At 67.7% G+C, this 21866-nt stretch carries 23 protein-coding genes; 11 read left to right on the plus strand and 12 right to left on the minus strand.

What is annotated here, in order from left to right; translation table 11 throughout:
* The first annotated feature begins 40 nt into the window (after window positions 1–40).
* Window positions 41–787 carry an arylmalonate decarboxylase gene (locus OXM58_18965; GenBank protein ID MDE0150445.1) on the plus strand — a complete coding sequence of 249 codons (747 nt, stop codon included), beginning with the start codon at window positions 41–43 and terminating at the stop codon, window positions 785–787.
* A gap of 36 nt (window positions 788–823) precedes the next feature.
* Here OXM58_18965 and OXM58_18970 read toward each other — a convergent pair whose 3' ends face one another.
* From OXM58_18970 to OXM58_19010, 9 genes are all read right to left on the minus strand, one after another.
* The gene (locus tag OXM58_18970; GenBank protein MDE0150446.1) at window positions 824–1222 is read right to left on the minus strand and encodes a type II toxin-antitoxin system VapC family toxin; all 399 of its coding nucleotides are present in this window, start codon (window positions 1220–1222) and stop codon (window positions 824–826) included.
* 5 nt (window positions 1223–1227) lie between these two features.
* A complete protein-coding gene (locus tag OXM58_18975) occupies window positions 1228–1464 on the minus strand; it encodes a type II toxin-antitoxin system Phd/YefM family antitoxin (GenBank protein MDE0150447.1) in 237 nt (78 codons plus the stop codon).
* Between the two features lie 156 nt (window positions 1465–1620).
* Entirely contained in the window at window positions 1621–2469 is an 849-nt protein-coding gene (locus OXM58_18980; GenBank protein ID MDE0150448.1) for an SDR family NAD(P)-dependent oxidoreductase, read from the minus strand.
* Between the two features lie 91 nt (window positions 2470–2560).
* Window positions 2561–3601: a D-cysteine desulfhydrase gene (locus OXM58_18985; GenBank protein MDE0150449.1), complete on the minus strand. Its 1041-nt coding sequence runs from the start codon at window positions 3599–3601 to the stop codon at window positions 2561–2563.
* Window positions 3602–3743: 142 nt separating this feature from the next.
* A complete protein-coding gene (locus OXM58_18990) occupies window positions 3744–4319 on the minus strand; it encodes a hypothetical protein (protein MDE0150450.1) in 576 nt (191 codons plus the stop codon).
* A gap of 20 nt (window positions 4320–4339) precedes the next feature.
* Window positions 4340–4552 (minus strand): hypothetical protein, encoded by a 213-nt coding sequence (locus OXM58_18995; GenBank protein MDE0150451.1) that lies wholly within the window; start codon window positions 4550–4552, stop codon window positions 4340–4342.
* Between the two features lie 282 nt (window positions 4553–4834).
* On the minus strand, window positions 4835–5881 hold the full coding sequence (locus OXM58_19000) for a TAXI family TRAP transporter solute-binding subunit (GenBank protein ID MDE0150452.1): 1047 nt from the start codon (window positions 5879–5881) through the stop codon (window positions 4835–4837).
* Window positions 5878–7950 (minus strand): TRAP transporter fused permease subunit, encoded by a 2073-nt coding sequence (locus tag OXM58_19005; GenBank protein MDE0150453.1) that lies wholly within the window; start codon window positions 7948–7950, stop codon window positions 5878–5880. Before OXM58_19005 ends, OXM58_19000 begins: the two co-directional genes overlap by 4 nt.
* 4 nt (window positions 7951–7954) lie before the next feature.
* A complete protein-coding gene (locus tag OXM58_19010) occupies window positions 7955–8449 on the minus strand; it encodes a MarR family winged helix-turn-helix transcriptional regulator (protein ID MDE0150454.1) in 495 nt (164 codons plus the stop codon).
* 98 nt (window positions 8450–8547) lie between these two features.
* Here OXM58_19010 and OXM58_19015 point away from each other — a divergent pair, with 98 nt between their 5' ends.
* Complete coding sequence (locus OXM58_19015; protein MDE0150455.1) at window positions 8548–9276, plus strand: alpha/beta hydrolase; 729 nt, start codon at window positions 8548–8550, stop codon at window positions 9274–9276.
* 242 nt (window positions 9277–9518) lie between these two features.
* On the opposite strand, the gene OXM58_19020 is transcribed toward OXM58_19015, so the two are convergent.
* The 3 genes from OXM58_19020 to OXM58_19030 form a co-directional block, all read right to left on the minus strand.
* The gene (locus tag OXM58_19020) at window positions 9519–10049 is read right to left on the minus strand and encodes a GNAT family N-acetyltransferase (protein MDE0150456.1); all 531 of its coding nucleotides are present in this window, start codon (window positions 10047–10049) and stop codon (window positions 9519–9521) included.
* Window positions 10046–10333: a DUF1778 domain-containing protein gene (locus tag OXM58_19025; protein MDE0150457.1), complete on the minus strand. Its 288-nt coding sequence runs from the start codon at window positions 10331–10333 to the stop codon at window positions 10046–10048. The genes OXM58_19020 and OXM58_19025 overlap by 4 nt, the downstream gene beginning before the upstream one ends.
* An 89-nt stretch (window positions 10334–10422) precedes the next feature.
* The gene (locus tag OXM58_19030; GenBank protein ID MDE0150458.1) at window positions 10423–12051 is read right to left on the minus strand and encodes a thiamine pyrophosphate-binding protein; all 1629 of its coding nucleotides are present in this window, start codon (window positions 12049–12051) and stop codon (window positions 10423–10425) included.
* Window positions 12052–12202: 151 nt separating this feature from the next.
* Between OXM58_19030 and OXM58_19035 the strand changes: the two genes are divergently transcribed.
* The 9 genes from OXM58_19035 to OXM58_19075 all read left to right on the plus strand — a co-directional run bounded on the left by OXM58_19035 (window position 12203) and on the right by OXM58_19075 (window position 21790).
* Entirely contained in the window at window positions 12203–13150 is a 948-nt protein-coding gene (locus tag OXM58_19035; protein MDE0150459.1) for a TauD/TfdA family dioxygenase, read from the plus strand.
* A 152-nt stretch (window positions 13151–13302) separates the two neighbouring features.
* On the plus strand, window positions 13303–14172 hold the full coding sequence (locus tag OXM58_19040; GenBank protein ID MDE0150460.1) for an alpha/beta hydrolase: 870 nt from the start codon (window positions 13303–13305) through the stop codon (window positions 14170–14172).
* A 176-nt stretch (window positions 14173–14348) separates the two neighbouring features.
* On the plus strand, window positions 14349–16520 hold the full coding sequence (locus OXM58_19045) for a trypsin-like peptidase domain-containing protein (protein ID MDE0150461.1): 2172 nt from the start codon (window positions 14349–14351) through the stop codon (window positions 16518–16520).
* 182 nt (window positions 16521–16702) lie between these two features.
* Entirely contained in the window at window positions 16703–18103 is a 1401-nt protein-coding gene (locus OXM58_19050; GenBank protein MDE0150462.1) for a trypsin-like peptidase domain-containing protein, read from the plus strand.
* Window positions 18104–18305: 202 nt separating this feature from the next.
* On the plus strand, window positions 18306–19304 hold the full coding sequence (locus OXM58_19055; protein MDE0150463.1) for a CmcJ/NvfI family oxidoreductase: 999 nt from the start codon (window positions 18306–18308) through the stop codon (window positions 19302–19304).
* A gap of 12 nt (window positions 19305–19316) precedes the next feature.
* Window positions 19317–19511 (plus strand): DUF2384 domain-containing protein, encoded by a 195-nt coding sequence (locus OXM58_19060; protein MDE0150464.1) that lies wholly within the window; start codon window positions 19317–19319, stop codon window positions 19509–19511.
* Window positions 19508–19849 carry a BrnA antitoxin family protein gene (locus tag OXM58_19065; GenBank protein MDE0150465.1) on the plus strand — a complete coding sequence of 114 codons (342 nt, stop codon included), beginning with the start codon at window positions 19508–19510 and terminating at the stop codon, window positions 19847–19849. The genes OXM58_19060 and OXM58_19065 overlap by 4 nt, the downstream gene beginning before the upstream one ends.
* Window positions 19846–21075, plus strand: a complete 1230-nt coding sequence (locus OXM58_19070; protein MDE0150466.1) for a CoA transferase — start codon at window positions 19846–19848, stop codon at window positions 21073–21075. Before OXM58_19065 ends, OXM58_19070 begins: the two co-directional genes overlap by 4 nt.
* A gap of 34 nt (window positions 21076–21109) precedes the next feature.
* Window positions 21110–21790 carry an SDR family oxidoreductase gene (locus tag OXM58_19075; protein ID MDE0150467.1) on the plus strand — a complete coding sequence of 227 codons (681 nt, stop codon included), beginning with the start codon at window positions 21110–21112 and terminating at the stop codon, window positions 21788–21790.
* Window positions 21791–21866: the final 76 nt, after the last annotated feature.

Consider the following 21866-nt stretch of genomic DNA (forward strand, 5'->3'; position numbering starts at 1 on the left):
GACCTGCCGGGCCGATCCGGCCGAGCCACAGGAGCGAAACATGGTCGATTCGATCGGTCACCGCATGAAATTCGGCGTCATTGCGCCGTCCACCAACACGGCCGTGCAGCCGGAATTCGATTCCTTCCGGCCCTGGGGCGTGACCAACCATTTCGCGCGCATCCACATCCCGGACAATCCGATCGGCAGCGACGAGGATTTCAACCAGCTGATGGTCGACATCCGGGCCGAGTTGATGGTGGCGATCGACCGGGTGGTCACCTGCTCGCCGGGCGCCGTGATCATGGGCATGTCGGCGGAAACCTTCTGGGACGGTCTCGAAGGTTCCAGGATATTCCACAAGAACTGCGAGGAACGGGCCGGCGTGCCGGTCTCGATGGGTTCGGACGCCTGCCAGGCGGCGCTGCGCAAATACGGCGATATCAAAAGGATCGGCGTGGTCACGCCCTACATGCCGGTGGGCGACGGGAATGTCCGCAAGTTCTTCGAGGATTGCGGCTTCGAGGTGGTCGCCCTCAAGGGCCTGAAATGCGCCAGCCCGCAGCTGATCGCCCATGTTTCGGAGCGGGAACTGCGCGATGCGATCGTCGAGGTGAACGACAGCCGGGTCGAGGCCATCGTGCAGGTCGGCACCAACCTCGCCATGGCGCGGGTCGCGGCGATCGCGGAGTTCTGGCTCGACAAGCCGGTGATCGCGATCAACACGGCGACCTACTGGTGGTCGCTGCGCCAGCAGGGCATCGACGACAGGGTCTACGGCTGGGGCAGCCTGATGCAGGATTATTGAGGCTGCCCGGGGCTCGCGATACGCGGAGGTTTCCGGTTACCGAATTGTATCCCATCCAGTGTCGACATCGTAGAGCGAGAGGACGGGATCGCCGGAAATCAGTGTGAGCGATTCTATCGCCGCTTGCGCAACGAGCATCCGGTCGAAGGGATCGCGGTGGTGCAGCGGCAGGTTGCCGGCGCGCTTTGCATGGGCGGCGTTAATGGCCAGCATCGAAAAGCCGATGTCGGTAAAACAGGCCGGCATCGTTTCGACCGCGGCGGCGGCGGCCGGAAGCTTTCCGAGTTTCGACTTGATCGCGATTTCCCAGATCGTCGCCGCGCTCACGAACGCTTCCGTGTCGGGATGTGCCACGATATCCCGAATGCGTCGGGGAATCCGGTTGTCGCCTTTCAGCCACCAAAGCGCGACATGCGTGTCGAGGAGGACGCGCATCGCAATCAGCGATACCAGGCCTCAAGTTCTTCGTCCGGGAGGGGTTCGAAAAATTCCGGACCTACGTCGATAAGCCCCTTCATCGAACCGAAGCCTTTCGATTTGTCCACCTTCGCCGCGTAGGGCACGAGACGCACAACCGGTCGGTCGCCTCGTGCGATGACGATTTCCTCGCCCGCTTCGACGCGTTTGATCAACTTCGACAAATGGGTTTTTGCGGCGTGCACCGTAACGGTCGCCATAATGATCTCCTTAACTAAGAGTTAGCTAACATTAGCAACCGCCATGTCGTGACGCAAGCTCCCCGTTCACGCCCCGGCATCGAGGCGGAAGACCTCCCGGTGGCGCACGATGCGGCCGGCGCATTGGGCCGGCGCAGGCGTTTCGCCCTGGCCCGGTTACAGAATGCCGGGTTTCTCGTGGTGCCGGTCGCGCGCTCCGGCGGCAGCCTCGTCCGGCGGCAGGCCATCGTCCCACAGGCGCGCGATATAGCGCTCGGCGGTATGGCCGTTCGAGCGGTCCGAACACAGCCACAGGATCGGCGCGCGCATGATCTCGGGCCGCAGCAGCCCGCCGTCGGCGCCGCGTTTCTGCTGCATGTCGGGCAGGATCGCGGTGTCCGTCGCGCCGCCCGGCAGAAAGACGTTCACGGTCACGCCGGTGCCCTCCAGATCCTGCGCCCAGACCCGGCTCATCGCCTCGAGCATCGCCTTGCTCGGGCCGTAGGGCGAATAGCCGACGCGAACGATGGTGACGTCGCTGGTCGAGACGTTGACGATCTTGCCGAATCCCTGCCCGATGAAATGGGGCGTGAAGGCGCGCGCCATGTTGAAGACGCCGTTGATGTTGGTGTCGACGATCTCGCGCCAGCCGTCGAGCGGCGCCTCCCAGAATTTCGGCCGTTCCTCGACATAGTCGGGATGGATCAGCTTCATGCCGCGGCCGGCATTGTTGACCAGGCAATGCACGGCGCCGAACCTCTCCAGGGTCCGCTCGCGCACGCGCAGGCAATCGCCATAGTCGCGCACGTCGGCCTGCACGGCGATGAGCCGGTCCGGCCCCGCGATGGCTTCGGCCTGCGCGACGGTATCGGCCAGTTCGCCGGCTTCGCGGGCGCTGGTCACCGTCACCCGCGCGCCGGCCTCGACCAGGGCGAGCGCCATTTCGAGGCCGAGGCCCCGGCCGCCGCCGGTGACCACAACGACGCGGTCCCGGAGTGACGGGTAGAGATCGGCGGCGTCTGTCATCGCTGTTCCCTGCGGGAAAGATTTCTCTGCGCCCCTTCGGCAGGCTCAGCGCAGGCTCTTCGGCCGGTCGAAATAACGGGTGGACTCCGTCTCACGCCGCCATCGCCCGCTTCTCCCCGAACCAGCCGGGATAGGCGAACAGGGCGGACGATCCGCCGGTGTGCAGGAAGACCACCCGCTGCCCGGCCCGGAACGCGCCCTCGCGGACCAGGCCGAGCAGGCCGGCGAAGGCTTTCCCGGTATAGACCGGATCGAGCAGGATGCCCTCCAGTTCCGCCATCGTGCGCACCGCTTCCAGGGTCGAGTCCGCCGGGATGCCGTAGCCGGGGCCGACGAAGCGGTCGTCCACCCGGATGTCGGCGGCCCTGACACTGGCAGGCAGGCCGATATGGGCCGCCGTCGCGTGCGCCAGGTCCAGCACCTTCGCTTCCTGCGGGGCGGATTCGGCGCGCACGCTGACGCCGTAGACCGGGATTTTCGATCCGGCCCCGAGCAGGCCGGTCACCATCCCGGCGTGGGTACCGGCGCTGCCGCTGGCGAGTACGATGGCGTCGATGCCCAGCCCGCCCGCTTCGGCCTGTTCGACCAGTTCGGCGGCCGCATTAGCGTAGCCCGCCGCGCCGATGGCGTTCGAGCCGCCGCCCGGAATGGTATAAACCCGGTCCGCACCACCGGGCAGGCCTGCGACCAGTTCGGCGAGCGCGGTCTCCATGTCGTCGCGCGGCGGACAGCGATGAACGGTGGCGCCGCACAGCCGGTCGAGCAGCACGTTGCCGTTTTCGTTGTAGTCCCCGTCGGTGAAGCCCGTCCGGTTTTCCAGCAGGACGTGGCATTCCAGGCCGAGCCGCGCCGCGGCCGCGGCGGTCTGCCGGGCGTGGTTCGACTGGACCGCGCCCTGGGTGGCGACGGCTTCCGCTCCGCGCTCCAGCGCCGCGCCCATCAGGTATTCCAGCTTGCGCGCCTTGTTGCCGCCGGTCGCCAGCCCGGTGCAGTCGTCACGCTTGATCCAGATCTCCGGCCCGCCCCCCGGCCCGGCAAGCGCTCCGGCAAGCGCCGCACTCAGCCGTTCGAGCGGCTCCAGCGGCGTCGGCAGATGGGCGAGGCGAACCCGTAGCAGGCTGTCGAGATTCATGGTTTTTCTTCCGGTACAGCTTCCGTCCCGCGATCCGCCGGGCGCCGCTGCACCCGCGTCGAGTCTCCGCCCATCCCGTCTCCGCCAACCGAAGTGTACGCGCGGTGGCAATAGAACCGATGTTTGCGCGAGTCGATATCCATCATCGTCGCCGATGCGGCGGCCCGATCCTGGCGAGAGCCTCTGCCGCCCAGCCGGGAACGGCCTCGGCGACCCACCAGGCCCCGTCCTTCAGGATCGCAACCTCCCGGTGCGGCCGGTCGGGATCGGTGTTGTCGTAGAGCAGGACCTCGTCCGCGCGCGCGATCGCCGCCGGGAGATTGGCGTGCGAGCGCGCGAACCGCCGCCTTGCGTCGGCTTCCGGAATATCGTGGCCGCCGAGCGCCACCCGGTTGCGGATGCGGTCGAGCGCCCGGTCCGGCGAGGCGACCGACACATAGTGCAGGACGATCCGGTAGCCCTCCTGCCGCGCCGCCGTCATGTGGCGGAAAATGCCGGAACCGGCAAGCGTGGTCTCCACCAGATGCGACCGGCCCGCGGCAAGCGCGTCCCGCCGCCGGCGAAGCGCCTCGCGCCCTGCCTGCAGGGGGTCGCCGGACGCGATGCTGCGCGCAATGGCGTCGGGGTCGATGATGTCAACGTCACCGAACCAAGTCGTGCGTGTCAGGGTGGACTTGCCGCACCCGTTCGGGCCGGAGACGACGAGAAGGTTCGGCACGGCCGCGGACGCCGGCCGGGTCAGGCGGACTTTCTCTCGGGTCTCTCGGGCGCCTCGATCACCCGGTCCCCGTCCTTGGTCCGTGCGATATAGGCGCCGTCCGAACGGACGCCGTAGAGCGTGCCGCCGGCCTCGACCTGGGCTGCAAGGTCCGCCTTGATCTGCTCGCGCCAGTCTTTCGGGCGGCCCGGTATGTCGGGCGGCGGCGTGTGCGTTTTCCTGTGTTCGCTCATGGCGCCGACCCTACATCCGACCGGCGCGCCCATCAACCCGATAACGCGCGGGAACGGGCTGCGGCCCGAGCGCCTTCGACAGGGCGCTCAACGTGCAGAAGTCGAGGACGGCGTTGCAGAGCCTTGCCGGTATGCTTCTGCCGTATTCGATCCCGGAAGTTCGGCAGCATGGGCCCGGCCGGGCCAACAAAGCCGCCGGCCGGCCGGGCTGCGCAAGATGCGCGCGCCGGTCTGCGTGCCGCGGGGTCGGTTGCGACACGCCCCGGCAATCGGGGGTTCAGGCTATTTCGCTGCTTCGGCCGGCACCAGGGCGGCCGGAATCTTCAGGCCGGCCTCCTTGTAGGCGCGGTAGGCGCCGGCGTGCAGCGGCAGGTTCATCTGCGCGAGCACGGTGTCCCGGGTGATGGATTTGAGCCACGGCGCCGTCGCGTGCATGTCCTTGAGGTTGTCCAGCACGGCCTTGGTAATCTTGTAGATGTGATCCGCCGCAACGCCCGTGTGCGAGGTGATCGCCGCCCACATGGCGATCGAACTCACCGGCTCTTTGTTCACGACTTTGCCCTTGTAGCCGGCAGCGTCGATCGAGGCGCGCACGAAGCCGGGCAGGCTGATGAGCCCTTTGGCCGCCGGATGCTGAAAGGCCGATTCGGGCATCGACAGGAAGCGCAGGTTGCCGCCCAGCGCGAACTGTTCGACCAGCGGATTCGGTACTGTGCCGGCACCGAGATAGGCGGCGACGTTACCGTCCTGGAAAGCCTGCGAGCCCGACCGCCAGTCGAGGCGCGCGGACGTGAAGTCCTCGCCGTCTTTCAGTCCGCTGGACGACACGATCATCGCCTTGGCGATATTGTAGGCGCCGCCGCCGGGCGGGCCCATGAATACCCGCTTGCCTTTCAGATCCTTGAAGGTCTCGATGCCGGAGTCCGCCTTGGTGACCACATAGATCGTGCCGAGCGGAAACGACAGGATGTTGCGCAGGCGGGCCGCCATTTCCGGCGCGTCCTTCACCTTTTTGTACATGGCGACCTTCTTCTTCATCCAGAAGACGGCGAACGGCGTCGACATCATGATGTCGAGCTTGCCGCGCGCGCCCTGCAGCATCGCGCGGGTCTGGGTCTCGCCTGCGGAGAGCTGGATTTTGAGGTCCGTGTTCTTCTGGACGATGTTGATGATCGCGGTCGAGATCGTGTAGCCCGGCGAACCGGCCTGCAGGCTCGACATCTTGAGGAAGGTCTGGGCCTGTGCGGCGCCGACGGAGAGCGCGATCCCCGCAGCGACCGCGGCCGCCGGGACCAGGTTCGAAAGAGCCGGTTTGAAGTTTGCGATCATGAGAATCCTCCCGGTTGGTGGTTGCCGGCTGTCGGCCGGCCGGGTTGGCGCCTGGATGGACCAAGCAGGTGCCGGGCCACCGGCCCGGCGATCAGGACGGCGGCCGCGGCGAGAGCGGCGAACTGGACTTCGGCGACGGTGGAGAGCATGGCGATCCCGAGAACCAGCCTCGCAATCCGCTGCCATGCGGGCAGGCGCGCGATCTCCATGCCTGTCAGGGCGGTCGTCAGCAGCCAGATGGCGAAGGCCAGCCGCGCGCAGGCATAGAGCGCAGTGCCGGCTTCGAAATCGACGACCAGCAGAATCGACGGTTCGTAAACGATGACGAACGGCACGACGAAGCCGACGACAGACAGTTTCATCGCTGTCAGCCCGGTGGAAATCGGCCCGGCCCGGGCGATCGGCGCTGCCGCGAAGGCGGCGAGGGCGACAGGCGGCGTGATGGCGGACAGGACGCCGAAATAGAAGACGAAGAAGTGCATCGCCAGGCCGGGCACGCCGAATTTGGCAAACGCCGGGCCCATGATCAGGACGATGATCAGGTAGGCGGGCAGCGTCGGCATGCCCATGCCGAGGACGAGGCAGGCGAAGGCGGCGAGCGCGAGGGCGAGGAACAGGCTCTCTCCCGCAAATCCCGAGAGCAGGATGGCGATCTGCAATCCGACTCCGGAGAGGCTGAGCGTGCCGAACACGATGCCGATCACGGCGACGCCGACCATCAGTTGCGATCCGGCGATGCCGCCTTTCACGAGGGCGGTAACGATGCGGCCCGGCTCGCGCCGGACCTCCGGGTTGAGGAAGCTGAACGCGATCGCGAAGACGGTTCCGAGGAAACCCGCGAAGGTCGGGGTGTAGCCGTCCACCAGGGCATACACGATGGCGGCGATCGGCCCCACGAACATCAGGGAATTCAGCCAGTCCCGCCGGGTCAGTCCGGCCTCGGTTTCGGCGGTGCGCGCCGCGATTCCGAGGCGCCGCGCCTCCAGCGACGCGAACACGAACAACGAGAGATAGAAGAACAGACCCGGGATCAGCGCGGCGATTGCGATGGTCACATAGGGATGCCCGGACAGTTCGGCCATCAGGAAGGCCGCCGCACCCATGACCGGCGGCAGGATCTGCCCGCCGGTTGAGGCCGCCGCCTCGATGCCGCCGGCGAACGGGCCGGAAAAACCGCGGGCGCGCACCATGGGGATGGTGATGGTGCCCGTCCCGACCACGTTTGCCGTGACGCTGCCGGACATGGTGCCGAAGGCAGCGCTGGCGATGATCGCCGAATGGGCCGGCCCGGCGCGCGACCGCCGCGAAAGATGCAGGGCGATCTTGATCAGCGCATCGCCGGCGCCGGTATATTGCAGCACGGCCCCGAACACGACGAAGATGAAGATGACGTCGAGCACAATGCCGGTCGGCAGGCCGAAAATGCCCTGGGTCGAGAACCAGATCGTTTCGGCCACCTGGCTCAGGTCGAAGCCCGAATGCCGGAATATCCACGGCAGGTCCCGGCCGAAGAAAATGTAAACCAGGCACAGGCCGGCGAAGATCGACAGCGGCAGCCCGAAATAACGGCTCGACAGAATGACCAATGCGATCATCGCCAGAAGGGCGATCATCTGGTCGTGGAGGGCGTAGTCGATAATGCTCTCGTTGATATCCTCGTAGAAGGCCAGCAGACGGACGACGCCGGCGACGACGATTCCGACTAGCACGATGTCCCAGGCCCAGGCGGCGGCGCGGCGCCGGCCGGTCCCGTCTCGGTAGCGCAGCGAAAGGGGGGCGGCGAACGCCGCCGCGACAGTGCAGAGTCCCAGCGCCAGCCCGCGATGCAGCGTCGGCTCGAACGGGCCGAAATAGCCGGTGTAGATGGTCTGGAGCGCCATACCGAGGGCGAGGACGCCGCCGAGCAGCATGACGAGACGCGTCGTAACGAACGTTCCGTCGGCTGCCGAATGGCCGTCCGCATCGTCCGCCGCCCCGTCGGGCGCCGGCGCGAAGATACGGAAGATTACCGCCGGCCGGCCGTTTCCGTGTCCGGCAAGGGGCCTTTCGGGCGCGCCGGAACCCGTCATCGTGTCAGTCCGCAGACCGTGAGAGCATGGCGTCCGCGCGGAGCAGGAGCCGATCGACCAGACCGACAAGGACGTCGCGTTCCTGTTCCGACAGGGCGGACAGAAGCGCGCGCTGCCGGTCCAGCGCCTGCGGGGCGATGGCGCGGTATTCCGTTTTGCCGGCCTCGGTGATCCTGAGCAGGGTCTGGCGCCGGTCACGCGGTCCGGCGGACCGCTCGATCCAGCCCTTCTTCGACAGCCGGTCGATGGCGCGGCTGAGCGATCCTTTGTCGAGTTGGGTTCTCTCCGATATGGCGCTCGCCGTGGTCGGGCCGAAATGCTCGATCGCCACAAGCGCGCGCCAGTCGATCACGCCGATGCCGTAGCTTTCTGCGTAGCTGCGGGCAACGACCCGCGAAATGCGGTTCGACAGGACGTTGATCTTGAAGTTGAACCAGGCTTCCAGTTCCGCTTCGTAGTTCGGGTCGCGTTCCGGGACTTCGGCGCTTCGACCGGCCATGGTTGATCCTCCACGCCCAAAGGATAGCACAGATTAGTTGGTCCGCCAACTAATCTGTGCTATCGGGCGATTTCCGGCAGCGATGAAGAGAGGCCGAGTTGGCCGAAATCGTTTTGGTTCACGGTGGCTGGCACGGCGGCTGGTGCTGGCGTCCTGTGGCGGACCGTCTGCGTACGGAGGGCCACACCGTATATGCGCCGTCGTTGACGGGCCTCGCGGACCGTTCGCATCTGCTGGGCCCGGATGTCGGCCTGGAGACCCATATTGCCGACATTCGGCACTTGGTCGAATGGGAAGATTTGACCGATGTCGTGCTTGTCGGCCACAGCTATGGCGGCTTCGTCACCACATGCGTGGCGGACCGGATTCCCAGCCGGATCGGCGCCCTGGTGTATCTCGACGCCTTCGTCCCGGAACCCGGAACATGCGTTGCCGACAACCTTTCGCAGGAACGTCTCGAACTTGCGCGGACCGAAGCGCAAAAACGGGGTGGAGGATGGCGCGTATCGCCACCGGATGCAGCTCTTTGGACGGATGATCCCGGCTTAAGGGACTGGATCAATGCTCGGACGACCGATCATCCGCTGCGCACCTTCGAAGACGCGCTGACACTGGCGACAGACTGGGAGCGGGTGGTCAGAAAGATGTATATCCAGGCTGAACGGCACTCGGAAACCAGATTTCGCGATATTTCCCGAAAGTACGAACCGGATCCGAACTGGACCGTCCACCGGCTGCCGACCTTTCACGACGCGATGCTGACAATGCCGGATGAGACAGCCAGGCTGATTCACTCGGCGGTGCCCGATCGATCGTCTGCTCAATAGGTGCGACAGCGCGGCGAACACGGCGCCGCCGTGCGCATCCGACGAACGGCGTCACACCCCCCTTACCTTCGGCAGCATCAGGAACTCCCAGGGCGAGGGGAAATCGCCGACCGGGACTTCGATCACCGTCGGGCCGCCACCTTTGAACGCTTCGCGCAGCCGGAGCCGGAGGTCTTCCGGCGTTTCCGCGTGCAGGCCGCCGGCGCCGAAGCTTTCGGCGAGGCGGACGAGGTCCGGGCTGGTCAGGTCCGCGCCGGATCGTCCGGCCCCCGCAGACCGGGGTGGCCAAGTGGCAGGAACAGCCGCATCGGGCGGTTCCGCAGCGGCGCGAAGCCGAATCCTTCGTAAAAGCGTCTTGCGCTGTCGTTGGCGGCGTCCACGACAAGGGCGTGCATGGCCACCGTCTCGCTGGCTGCCACGACACGCCTGATGGCGTCGGCGAGGAGCATGCTACCAAGACCCTGCCCGTGAACCGAAGAATCGACCGCCAGCCGGCCGACAAGGGCGCACGGCACCGGATGGCGCGGTAGTTTCCGGGAAAGCGTCTCTGGCAGCGAGGTCAACTCGATCGACAGTGCGCTCAGCGTGTAGAAGCCGAGGATGGCATCGGTGTCTCCGTCGGTGCAGACGAACACGCGGGCGATCCGGCGCCGTACGTCCTGGCCGGCCTGGCGCGACAGGTAACGGTCCAGTTCCGGCAAACCGCAGGAAAAGGCTGTCCGGTTATGCCGCCTGTCGAGCGGCCGGATGACCAGCGTGTCGGGATCGGTCAACGCGAGTCGACGCGACGACGGTGTTCCTCCAGGGCCGCGCGTAGGCGGTCGTTCGGAGGCGGCGGGTCGGCGAGGGCGTCGAAGAACCGCATCGCGTCCTCGCGGCCGAGCGTCATGGCCTCGTGCCGGCGGACGGCTTTCTCCGCACTCTCCAGCGCGCTGGAGACGATGAAGCCGCTGACGGTCTTGCCTTCGACGGCCGCAGCCTGCTCGATCTGCAGCTTTGCCGTTCCGCTCAGGCGCAGATTGATTCGTTCGCTTCGGGCCGCGTTCGCAGGAGCCATGCTTCTATCCTCGTTCAATTACAAATATGTACGTCGTTATGGTGCCAAATGCAAGATTGTACCGCTTTGGACTGTTCAGGGTTTGCGCGTCACATCCCCCTTACCTTCGGCAGCATGAGAAAGTCCCAGGGCGAGGGGAAATCGCCGACCGGGACTTCGATCACGGTCGGGCCGCCGCCCTTGAAAGCTTCGCGCAGCCGTTGCCGCAGGTCTTCCGGCGTTTCCGCGCGCAGGCCGCGGGCGCCGAAGCTTTCGGCGAGGCGGACAAAGTCCGGGCTGGTCAGGTCGGAGGCGATCGGGCGGTTGTCGTAATTCTCGATCTGGAAGCGTCTGACGTTGCCGTAGGCGTTGTCGTTGAAGACGACGGCGGTGAGCGGAATGCCGTAGTGGACGGCGGTCGCCAGTTCGGTAATGCCGAACAGCGCGCCGCCGTCGCCGGCAATCGCGACGACCGGCACGTCCGGGCGGGCATGGGCCGCGCCGAGGCCCGACGGGATGCCCCAGCCCAGGGTGCCTTGGTAGGCCGAGGTCAGATGGGTGCGCGGCATGTAGCTCGGGAAGGCGAGGCGCGCCACGTAGCCGACCTGGGTCAGCTCGTCGACGAAGATGCCGTCGCGCGGCAGTTCCGCCCGGATCGCGTCCAGCCAGGCCATCTGCGGGCGGAGCCTGTCCCGGTACGCTTTGGCGAAGCGCGCCTTTTCCGCCGCGGCCCGGTCGCGCCAGGCGTCGCGCTTCGCTTCCCGGCCTTCCAGCGCTGCAACCAGCATCGGCACCGCTTCGCGCGCATCGGCGTGAACCGCGACATCGGGCGCGCGGACGCGGCCGAGCTCCTCCGGGTCGATGTCGATATGGACGATCTTCAGCGCGTCGTCGGTGCCCCACAGCATCTGCTGGTTGAGCCGCGTGCCGATGCCGAGCACGACATCGCAGAGCGCCCACAGCGCATGGCCGACCGGTGCGCCGATGCTCAGCGCGTGCTCGCTCGAGACGACGCCGCGGCCCGTCCGGTAGGCGACGACGGGGGCGGACAGCATTTCCGCCAGGCTTGTCACTGCCTCGCCGCAGTCGAGCGCGCCGCTCCCGACGACGATGAGCGGGCGTTCAGCCGCTTCGAGCATTCCGGCGGCGCGTTCGACGGCTTCCGCGTCGATTTCCGGTGCGGGGTCGGCCGGCGCGGTCAGCGCAGGCGGAACGACGTCCACCGGCGACTTCCAGACGTTGACCGGAACCTCGATGCCGGCCGGCCGGCGCCGGCCGGATTGCACGGCCGTAAAGGCGGATTGCAGGACGGCATGGGCATCGCCGCCGCCGGTGATCCGGGCGGCCTGTTTGGTCAGACCCGCCAGGATTCCGAGCTGGTCCGGCAGTTCGTGGAGCAACCCGAAGCCCTTGCCGATGGCCCGCAGCGGGATCTGGCCGGCCAGCGCCAGCACCGGCGCGTTGGTCGCGTAGGCCGTGGCCAGCGCGGCGGAAGCATTGAGAAATCCGGGTCCGGGCACGACGGCGAACGCCTGCGGCCGGCCGGTCGCCAGGGCGGCGCCCAGCGCCATGTAGGCCGCGCCCTGCTCGTGCCGCGCCGTAACCGGCCTCAGCCGGTTCTGCCGGTCGTAGAGAGCGTCGAAGAAATCGTCGTTCTGCACGCCGGGCAGGCAATAGAGATTTTCGATCCCGTTCTCGATCAGGGTTTCGATGACGAGTTCGGCGACGGTCTCGGGCATGGTCTGGGCCTCGGGCTGACGGGCGGGCGATGATACCTTCGGGGCAATCGCTGGCAACCGGCTCGGCGGCCGCGTTTCGGCTCGGTCTCGCACGCGGCCGGGCGATCGATTATGCTGCCGATCCTGTACGACCGACCGAAAGGCGGGACAGATGGACGGCAACGTCGACGCGGCCGGATTGCAGGTCGTCCGGCTCCGGCCCAATATCGGCGCGGAAATCCGCGGCACCGATCTGGCCGCCGGGATCACGGCGGCGCAGGCGGCGGCGATCCGGGCCGCGCTCAACGACCATGAGGTCGTGATCCTGCGCGACCAGCACATTACCGCCGATCAGCAGATGGCCTTCGCCCGGCATTTCGGCGAGCTCTCGATCCATCCTTTTTCGCCCAACCTGCCGGACAAGCCGGCGCTGATCGTGCTCGACAATTCGGGCGACAATCCGCCGTTCTCAACCGATGTCTGGCATACCGACGAGAGTTTCCGCAATGCGCCGCCCATGGCGACGATCCTGTGCGCCAAGGTTCTGCCGCCGCTGGGGGGCGATACCCTGTTCGCCAGCATGACGAGCGCTTTCGAGGGTCTGAGCGACCGGATGCAGCAGCTGATTTCCGGCCTGGAGGCGGTGCACGATTTCAAGCCGTTCCGCGCGCTGTTCCCCGATACGCCGGAAGGCCGCCGGGCACTGCGCGACATGGAAGACGCGTTTCCCGGAACCGCCCATCCGATCGTGCGGATTCATCCGGAAACCAAGCGCAGGGTTCTGTTCGTCAACCCGCAGTTCACCATCGGCATCAAGGGCATGAAGGAAGAGGAGAGCCGGACCATCCTCGACTTCCTGTTCCGCCAGGCGCGCATTCCCGAATACCAGTTCCGCCTCGAATGGGCGGTCGGCACGGTCGCCTTCTGGGACAACCGTTCGGTGCAGCACTATGCAACCCACGATTACCTGCCGCACCGGCGCACGATGCAGCGGGTGACCATCAAGGGCGATCCGGTCGTCGGCCTGGTCGACGGGACCGTCCGGACAGCGGATCGGTCGGCCGACGCGGCACGCAACGACGGCGGCGTGGTCCGCCAGTTCGCGCGGAAAAAATCCTGACCGGTTTCGCGCCGGCCGTTAAGGACGCCGGGCATGACGCCGGAAACGGCGGCGATGCCGATACGACGCATCGGTCGCCGGGTTGCCGGCTTTCGCGGAATGCCGCGAGGCGCTAGGTTCGCCTGTCGAATTCGAGCGGAGAGAGGCGGACCATGGGCGCCAGGGTGTATCGGGACTACGACCAGGAGGCGCTCGACGCTGCCTACAACGCCCGCGCGACGGTCGATTTCGACGCCACGATCGCGATGTGGGAAGCCGAGGCCGCGGCAGCGCGCAAGGCGCTGGACGGCGATCTCAACAAACCCTTCGGAACGTCCGACATGGAAGTGCTGGACGTCTTCCCCGCCGGCAGCAGGGGCGGCCCGATGCACCTGTTCATTCACGGCGGCTACTGGCGCGCGCTGACCAAGGAGGAGCACAGCTTCGTCGCCGCCGGGCTGGTGCCGGCGGGCGCGACGGTCGCGGTCAACTCCTACGACCTGTGCCCCGCGGTGACGCTCGACACGATTATCGAGCAATGCCGGCAGGCTGTCGTCTGGTGCTGGAACCGTGCGGCAGACTATGGCGCGGACCGGGACCGCCTCTTCGTCTCCGGCCATTCCGCCGGCGGCCATCTCACCGCCATGATGCTGGCGACCGACTGGACGCGCTACGGCCTGCCGGCGGACGCGATCAAGGGCGTCACGCCGATCAGCGGCCTGTTCGACCTGGAGCCCCTGCGCCTCGCCTACATCAACGAGTGGATACAACTGGAAGCGGCCGACGTCCCTCGCGTGAGCCCGGTGCACAACCCGCCGCCGCCCCGGCCCGGCAAGAGCGCGCCGGTCACGATCTCCTACGGCACGAAGGACCCAATTGAATTCGGCCCCCAGGCGGACGCCTACCTGAAATCCCTGGCGGATAACGGCGTTGAGGCGGACCTCTACGTCCAGGGCGGCGCCGACCATTTCGCCGCCGCCTTCTGCCTGCGCGATCCGGAAAGCCCGCTCGCCCGCCTGATCCAGGCGCAGATGGGGCTGTAGGGGAGGGTCGAACCGTTCCCTGCCTCGGCAGCAGGGGCCGGTTTGCCGTCCCGGCGGGCACATACGCCGCTATATCCCGGAAATCGACCGGCAATCGATTAAAAGAACGCTTGCGGAACAGGCGCAAGCGGCGATAGTTTCCCTTGTCTCAGCAGGTCGATGAGGGAGCCGGTGAAATGTCGAAGCGGGCGGTTGGCATCCTTGTCGCGGCGATAGCGCTTGTCCTGGTGGCGGCTGTGTCCCTGCCGGCAGCGGCGCAGACCTTCGATGATGCCTTCGCAGCCTACGAACGCGGCGACTACGCCGCGGCCTATCGCGGCTTCCGGCCCATCGCGGAACGGGGCGACGCGCGGGCGCAATACTATCTTGGCCAACTGTACAGAAGCGGCCTGGGCGTTCCGCAGGACTTTGCCGAGGCCGCGCGATGGTACGGCCGGGCCGCCGCGCAGGGCGACGCAAGGGCCCAGACCGCCCTCGCCTATCAGTATCATGTCGGCGAAGGCGTCGCGCAGGACTATGGCGAAGCGCTCCGCTGGTATCGCCGCGCCGCCGACCGGGGCGATGCCTTGGCGGCTTACAATATCGGCACCATGCACTTTTCCGGCAAGGGCGTCCCGAAAGACTACGTCCAGGCCGAGCGGTGGTACCGCGTCGCCGCCGGGCGCGGCAGTCACAGGGCCGAATACAATCTCGGCTATATGTTCGAGCACGGCACAGGCGTGCGCCGGGACTACGCCGAGGCCGGGCGATGGTACCGCCGCGCTGCCGAGAGCGGCCATGCGAAAGCCCAGCACCAGCTTGCCCGGCTGTACGAATTCGGATGGGGCGTGCGGCAGGATTATGCCGAGGCCGCAAAATGGTATCGCCGCGCTGCCGACCGGGGACTCGCCGACGCCCAGAACAGTCTCGGCACCCTGTACAGCTACGGCCAGGGTGTGAAACGGGACCACGCCGCGGCCGCGCACTGGTTCCGCCGCGCCGCCGAACAGGGCGACGCCATGGCCCAGAGCAATCTCGGCTTCCGCTACGAACATGGCGAGGGCGTTCCGCAGAGCTACGAAGAAGCCATGCGCTGGTACCGCCGCGCGGCTGCGCAGGGCAACGCCATCGCCCGCAACAGTATCGGCGACATGTACAATCTCGGCCGGGGCGTCCGGCAGGACCGGGCCGAAGCCGCGCGCTGGTACCGTCTGGCCGCCGGGCAGGGCCTTCCCCTGGCCCAGTACAATCTCGGGCGTTTGTACGAGCGGGGCGCCGGCGTTCCACGGGATTTCGTCCGGGCGTACAAATGGTTCAGCCTTGCGGCCGCCCGCGCCTCGGCCCGGGAAGCGCAACTCCGCGGGTATGCGGTGCAGGACCGAAACCGCGTGGCGGCCCGCCTGACGCAGGCGCAACTGGCCCGGGCACAACGGCTGACGCGGGAATGGCGCCCGGGCAGGGACGCGAAACCTCCGGCGCGGCCCCCGGCCGGCGACGGCCCGGACCGCAAGACCGTCGCCGCGGCGCAACACGCCCTTGCAGAACTCGGCTACGATCCCGGTCCGGCGGACGGCGTTATGGGTCCGCGGACCCGCGCGGCCCTCCGCGCTTTCCAGGCGTCGGCCGGATTGCCGGCGGACGGCCGCCTGTCGAAGAAAACCGCCGAGGCGCTTGTCGCCGCTTTCGTCGCCGCCAAAGCCGCCCCGGCCGGCACCGGTAAAGCCCGCCGTCCGATCGAACTGGCGGGCGCCGGGTCCGGCTTCCGCGTCGGCGCCGCCGGGCACATCCTGACCAACGCCCATGTCGTGCGCGGGTGCCGCGAAGTGCGGGTTCCGCCTGCGCCGCACATGAAGTCCCGCCGGGTTGCGGTTGCCGCGCGCAACGATGCGGCGGACCTCGCCCTGCTCGAAGGTCCGGCGGGCGGCCGGTCCGCGGCGTTCCGCCGGGGCCGCGGCATCCGGCCGGGTGCGGGCGTGGTCGTGGCCGGTTATCCGCTCCACGGTATGCTTGCCGCGGGCGTCAACGTAAGCATCGGCAGCGTCTCGGCCCTGGCCGGGCCCGGCAACGACAATCGACTGATCCAGATTTCCGCGCCTGTTCAGCCCGGCAACAGCGGCGGTCCGGTGCTGGACTACGCCGGCAATATCGTCGGCGTTGTCGTGGCGCGCCTCGATGCTGCCAAGACCGCCCGCGCGACGGGCAGCCTGCCGCAAAATGTCAATTTTGCCGTCAGCGCGGGGACGGCGCGCGCCTTCCTCGACGCGGAAGGCGTTGCCTATGCCACCGCTCCGTCGGTCGAGAAGCGGGCGCCGGAAGATGTCGCGGCGGCGGCGCGCAAGTTCACCGTCCTCGTCGAGTGCTGGAAGTAGCGGCGGAGGTTCCGGCAGCGCGCCGGTCGCAACGGAGCGTTCGAAGCCCCGTCGTCAATTCCTGAAGGCTGCCGCGCAGAATCGGGAAAACCGGCCTCCGACAGAAGCGGCGTACGGTTGCAGGAAATCCAGAACCGGCGATAATCGAAATTCCGCAACGATCGGGCGGGGGAGCCGGTAGGATGACGATGCGGGCGGTTCTGCCCTTTGTCCCGGCGGTAATGCTTGTCCTGTCGGTTGCGTTCGCACTGCCGGCAGCCGCGCAGACCTATCGGGAATCCCTGGCGGCCTATAAGCGCGGCGACTACGCAACGGCCTATCGAGGATTTCGGCGCCTCGCCGGACAGGGTAACGCCAGGGCCCAGTATTTTCTTGCAAACATGTACGGCAAGGGCCGGGGCGTTCGCCGGAATTACACGACGGCCGTGAGGTGGTATCGCCGCTCTGCCGAACAGGGCGATATCTATTCGCAGGCTATGCTCGGGGTCCACTACGAAACCGGCGTCGGCGTCCGGCGGAACCTGATTTACGCGCACAAGTGGTTCAGCCTTGCGATCTCCCGATCCACAGTCGGTCAAAGGGGCGTACGGGATTATGCAGCGAAACGTCGAAACAACCTGGCGAGGCGTCTGACCGGATCGGCGCTCAGCCAGGCGCGATGGCTCGCGCGGAAATGGCGGCCGCGCAAGGAAACGGCGCTCCGGCCACCGCCGCGAAGAAACGCCCTCCGGCCACGCCAGGTCGCGTCGCTGCAACGTGCCCTGGCCCGTCTCGGCTACGATCCGGGACCCGCCGACGGCGTTCTGGGTCCGAGGTCCCGGGCCGCCATCCGCGCGTTTCAGGCGTCGGTCGGTCTGCCGGCGAACGGCCGCGTATCGAAGCGGCTGGTGAACGCGGTTGTCGATGCGCTCCGGCGCGCTTCCGCCTTCGGCCCGGCCCGCCGTTCTCGCAGAATGGCGGGCACCGGGTCCGGTTTTCGCGTCAGCGCCCGCGGCCACATTCTGACCAACGCGCATGTCGTGCGCGGCTGTCTCGAAGTGCGGGTCCCGCCGTCGCCGAACGCCCGTTCCCGGCGGGTCGCCGTCGGCGCGCGCGACGACGGCGCCGATCTTGCCCTGCTCGCCGGTCCGGCGGGCCGGCCTTTCGCGGCGTTCCGCCAGGGGCGCCGCATACGTCCGGCCGCGAGCGTGATCGTCGCCGGCTATCCGCTCCACGGCCTTCTTGCAACCGGGCTGAACGTCAGCAAGGGCATCGTCTCCGCGCTGGCCGGACCGCGAAACAACCGGCGCATGATCCAGATTTCCGCCCCGGTCCAGAGAGGAAACAGCGGCGGGCCGGTGCTGGATTCGGCCGGCAACGTCGTCGGTGTCGTCGTATCGAAGCTCAATGCCCTCAAGGTTGCCCGCGTAACCGGCGACATTCCTCAGAACGTGAATTTCGCCGTCAGCGCGAGAACGGCGCGGGCCTTCCTCAACGGCGAGGGTGTCGCCTATGCGACGGCGCCGTCGGACATTGCCCGGACGCCGGAAGACGTCGCGGCGGCGGCGCGGAAGTTCACCGTCCTCGTCGAGTGCTGGAGGTAGCGGCCGCATTTGCGGTTGCGGACCGGGTGTAGGGGAGGGTTTGAAACCCTCCCCTACGGCGTCCGCAGGACGTCGATAGGCTATTCTGCTGGTTCGCCGGAGCCGGTACCGCGGACACGACTTTCTTTCCGGTTGCCAAAGCGCCCCGGCGAACTCAATTCGGGCTGGCATCGACCGAGCTTCAGAATTACGGACCGCCAGCATGACCGAACCGGCCACCGACATTTTATTCGAGACCCAGAGCCAGGGCGCCTTCCGCTACATGGCGCCGGCGGCGGAATCCTCGCTCTACCGCAACGGCAAGGTGCTGACCCGGCGCGACCTCGACGGCAGCGACAGCGGCTTCGAGGGCATCGACCTGGAAAGCCGCGAAATGTCGATCGTCGATGCGCGCGACCTGGCGCCTGAGGAACAGCCGACGCTGGCCGCCAACGGCTTCGAACTGCTCGACCGGCCGACGGCCCATCCCGGGCTCGATTTCCTCGATCACGAGGCGGTGGTGCGGACCTATTATCCGGAGTGCGTGGCGATCATGCAGGCGGCGACCGGCGCGGCGACGGTCGCGGCGTTCGACCACAATGTCCGCTCGGCCTCCGGCAAGTCCGACAAGCGGCGCATCGCCGGCGGCCAGCAGGTTCAGGGGCCGGCCCATGTCGTCCACGGCGATTACACGCTGACCAGCGCGCCCCAGCGGATGCGCGACCTTGCGCGCCCGCCGACCCTGAACGACACCTACCATACGGCGCTGGCCGACGGCGAAACGCTGCTCGACGCCGGCGCGGTCGAGCGCGCCATCGAGAGCGGCCGCTTTGCCCTCGTCAACCTCTGGCGCAACATCGCGCCGGAGCCGGTGGCGACCCGGCCGCTGGCGCTGTGCGACGCCGAGACCGTGCAGCCGGACGAGCTGGTCGTCTTCGAGATCCACTACAGCGACCGGGTCGGCGAAAACTATTTCGCCAAGCACAACGCGCGCCACCGCTGGGTCTACTGGTCGGGCATGACGCGCGACGAGGCGCTGCTCATCAAGCAGTGGGATTCGGCCGGCGAGTTGGCCCGGACCGGGGGCGCCCGGCCCGACGCCGACGCAGGCGGCCGGTCCAGCACCTTCAGCTTCCACAGCGCCTTCAAGGATCCCGCCACCCCGCCCGACGCCCCCGACCGCTGGAGCATCGAAGTCCGCTGCGCGCTGATCTACGGGTGAGGGGGAAGGCGGATGCCGACCGAGGTTCAGGAAATTCTCGACCGCGTTGAAGCCCAAACCGGACCGCCGGCCGCTGCCCACGCCTGGTTCCATTCCAAGCCCTTGCCCAGCTTCGACGGCGCGCCGCCGGATCAACTGGTGCGCGAGGGCCGGGCCGAAGATATCCATGCCTATCTCGATCGGATCATGGACGGCGGATATGCATGAGTCGGCTGGTGGACCTCGACGCGCTTGAGGCGTTGCCGGACGACCGGATCGATACGAGCGACATCCCGGAGCAGACGGACTGGTCGGGCGCGGTGCGCGGGCTGTTTTACAGTCCGGTCATGCAGCAGATCACGCTGCGGCTGGACGCCGACGTGGTGGCGTGGTTCAAGCGGCAGGCTCCTGGCGGCCGGGGCTATCAGACCGCAATCAACCGGGCCCTGAGGCGGCATGTCGAACGGAGCGAGACCGTTTGGCCGGGATGTCCGTCATCGGTTTGCCGAGGCGGCAGAACGATTTTTCTCGATAACGGCGCAGTCCTGAAGGAGCGATGCACATGAGCGGACCGTATGAGGGTATTCGGATCGTCGATTTGAGCGCGATGCTGTCGGGGCCGTGGGCAACCTCGATCCTGGGCGACCAGGGCGCCGACGTGATCAAGGTCGAGCCGCCCGGCCGGGGCGACCACACCCGTGCGTTCGGCAACCGGCGCGGCGGCCTGTCGTCGGCGTTCCTCAACATCAACCGCAACAAGCGCTCGATCACCCTGGACCTGAAGAAGCCCGGTGGCCGCGACCTGCTGCTGAAGATCGCTGCAACCGCCGACGTCTTCGTGCAGAATTTCCGCCCCGGCGTGGTCGAGCGGCTGGGCGTCGGCTACGACGACATCGCGAAGGTCAATCCGCGGATCGTCTACCTTTCGCTCTCCGGCTTCGGCGAGAAAGGCCCGTGGACCCACAAGCCGGTCTACGACCCGGTGATCCAGGCGCTCAGCGGCCTGACGACCATCCAGGCCGGTTCCGACGGCGAGCGCCCGCGGCTGGTGCGCACCGTTTTGCCCGACAAGCTGTCCGCTATCACCGCCTCCCAGGCGATCGGCGCCGCCCTGTTCCGGCGCGAGCGCACGGGCGCGGGCCAGCATGTCCGCCTGTCGATGCTGGATGCCGTCCTGTCCTTTCTCTGGGCCTCGGACTTCAACGCGCAGACCTGGCCCGGCGCGGACGTTTCCGATCAGGCGGCGGCCAGCGTCATCGACCTGATCTACCAGACGGCGGACGGCTACATGACCGTCGCCGTGATGACCGACAAGGAATGGCGCGGCCTGTGCACGGCGCTGGACCGGGCGGATTGGCTGGCCGACGACCGCTTCGCCACGCCGGCGGCGCGCGCCGCAAATGTCGACGCACGGCTCGAACTGACCCAGCAGGTCTTGCTCGAACGCACCACCGGCGAATGGATGGAACGTCTCGAAGCCTGCGGCGTGCCCTGTGCGCCGGCGCTCACCCGGAACGAAGTCGTCGACCATCCGCAGGTCGTCGCCAGCGAGATCCTGATGGACACCGAGCACCATGCCGCCGGCCGGCTGCGCCAGGCCCGCACCGCCGCCCGATTCGAGGGCTCGCCCGCGACCGGGCTGGCCGGCGCGCCGCAGCTCGGCGAGCATTGCTCGGAAATCCTGTCCGAAATCGGCTTGAGCGAGGCGGACATCGCCGGCCTGCACGATAGCGGCGTCATCGGCGGTGAAACCGATCCGGCTTTGGGCGCCTATCCGGAGGCGGCGGAGTAGCGCGCCGGCCGGGCGAAACGGAGCGGATTTCCGAATGCCGGATTATCTGGTCATCGGCGCCGACCGCGGCATCGGCCTCGCCGTCTGCCGGCAACTCGCCGCGCGGGGCGAGACGGTCGTGGCGGCCTGCCTCGGCCGGGGCGAGGCCCATGACGGTTCCGGGGTAGAGGTGATCCCGGAGATCGACGTGACCTCCGGAGCCGCGGTCGCGCGCATGGCCGGGGCGCTGGCGAAGCGGGGCGGCAGGATCGGCCGCCTGATCCATGTCGCCGGCGTGCTCGGCCTCGACGCGCTGGGCAGCCTCGACTTCGGCGACGTGCGCCGGCAGATCGAGATCAACACCATCGGGCCGCTGCGCGCGGTCGAGGCCGCGCTGCCCCATCTGGCGGCCGGCGCCAGGGTCGGGATCGTCACCAGCCGGGTCGGCTCGCTGGCCGACAACGGCACCGGCGGGATGTATGCCTACCGCGTCTCCAAGGCGGGCGCGAACATGGTGGCGCTCAACCTGCATCACGATCTGTCGAAGCGCGGCATCGCCGTGGCGGCGCTCCATCCCGGGATGGTTGCGACCGACCTGACGAAGGATATTCCGGGCGACTTCGACTACATCACGCCCGACGAGGCGGCAGCAGGGCTGATCCGGCGCATGGACGCGCTCAGCCTCGAATCCTCGGGCCGGTTCTGGCATGCCAACGGGGAAGATCTGCCCTGGTGACGGCGGCCTGATCGTCGCCCGGATATGGTCCTCCCCGGGTCTCGCCGCGCCCCGGCCCGGCGGCTATAAGGACGCC

The organism is Rhodospirillaceae bacterium (genome assembly GCA_028819475.1).
Classification (GTDB): Bacteria; Pseudomonadota; Alphaproteobacteria; order Bin65; family Bin65; genus Bin65.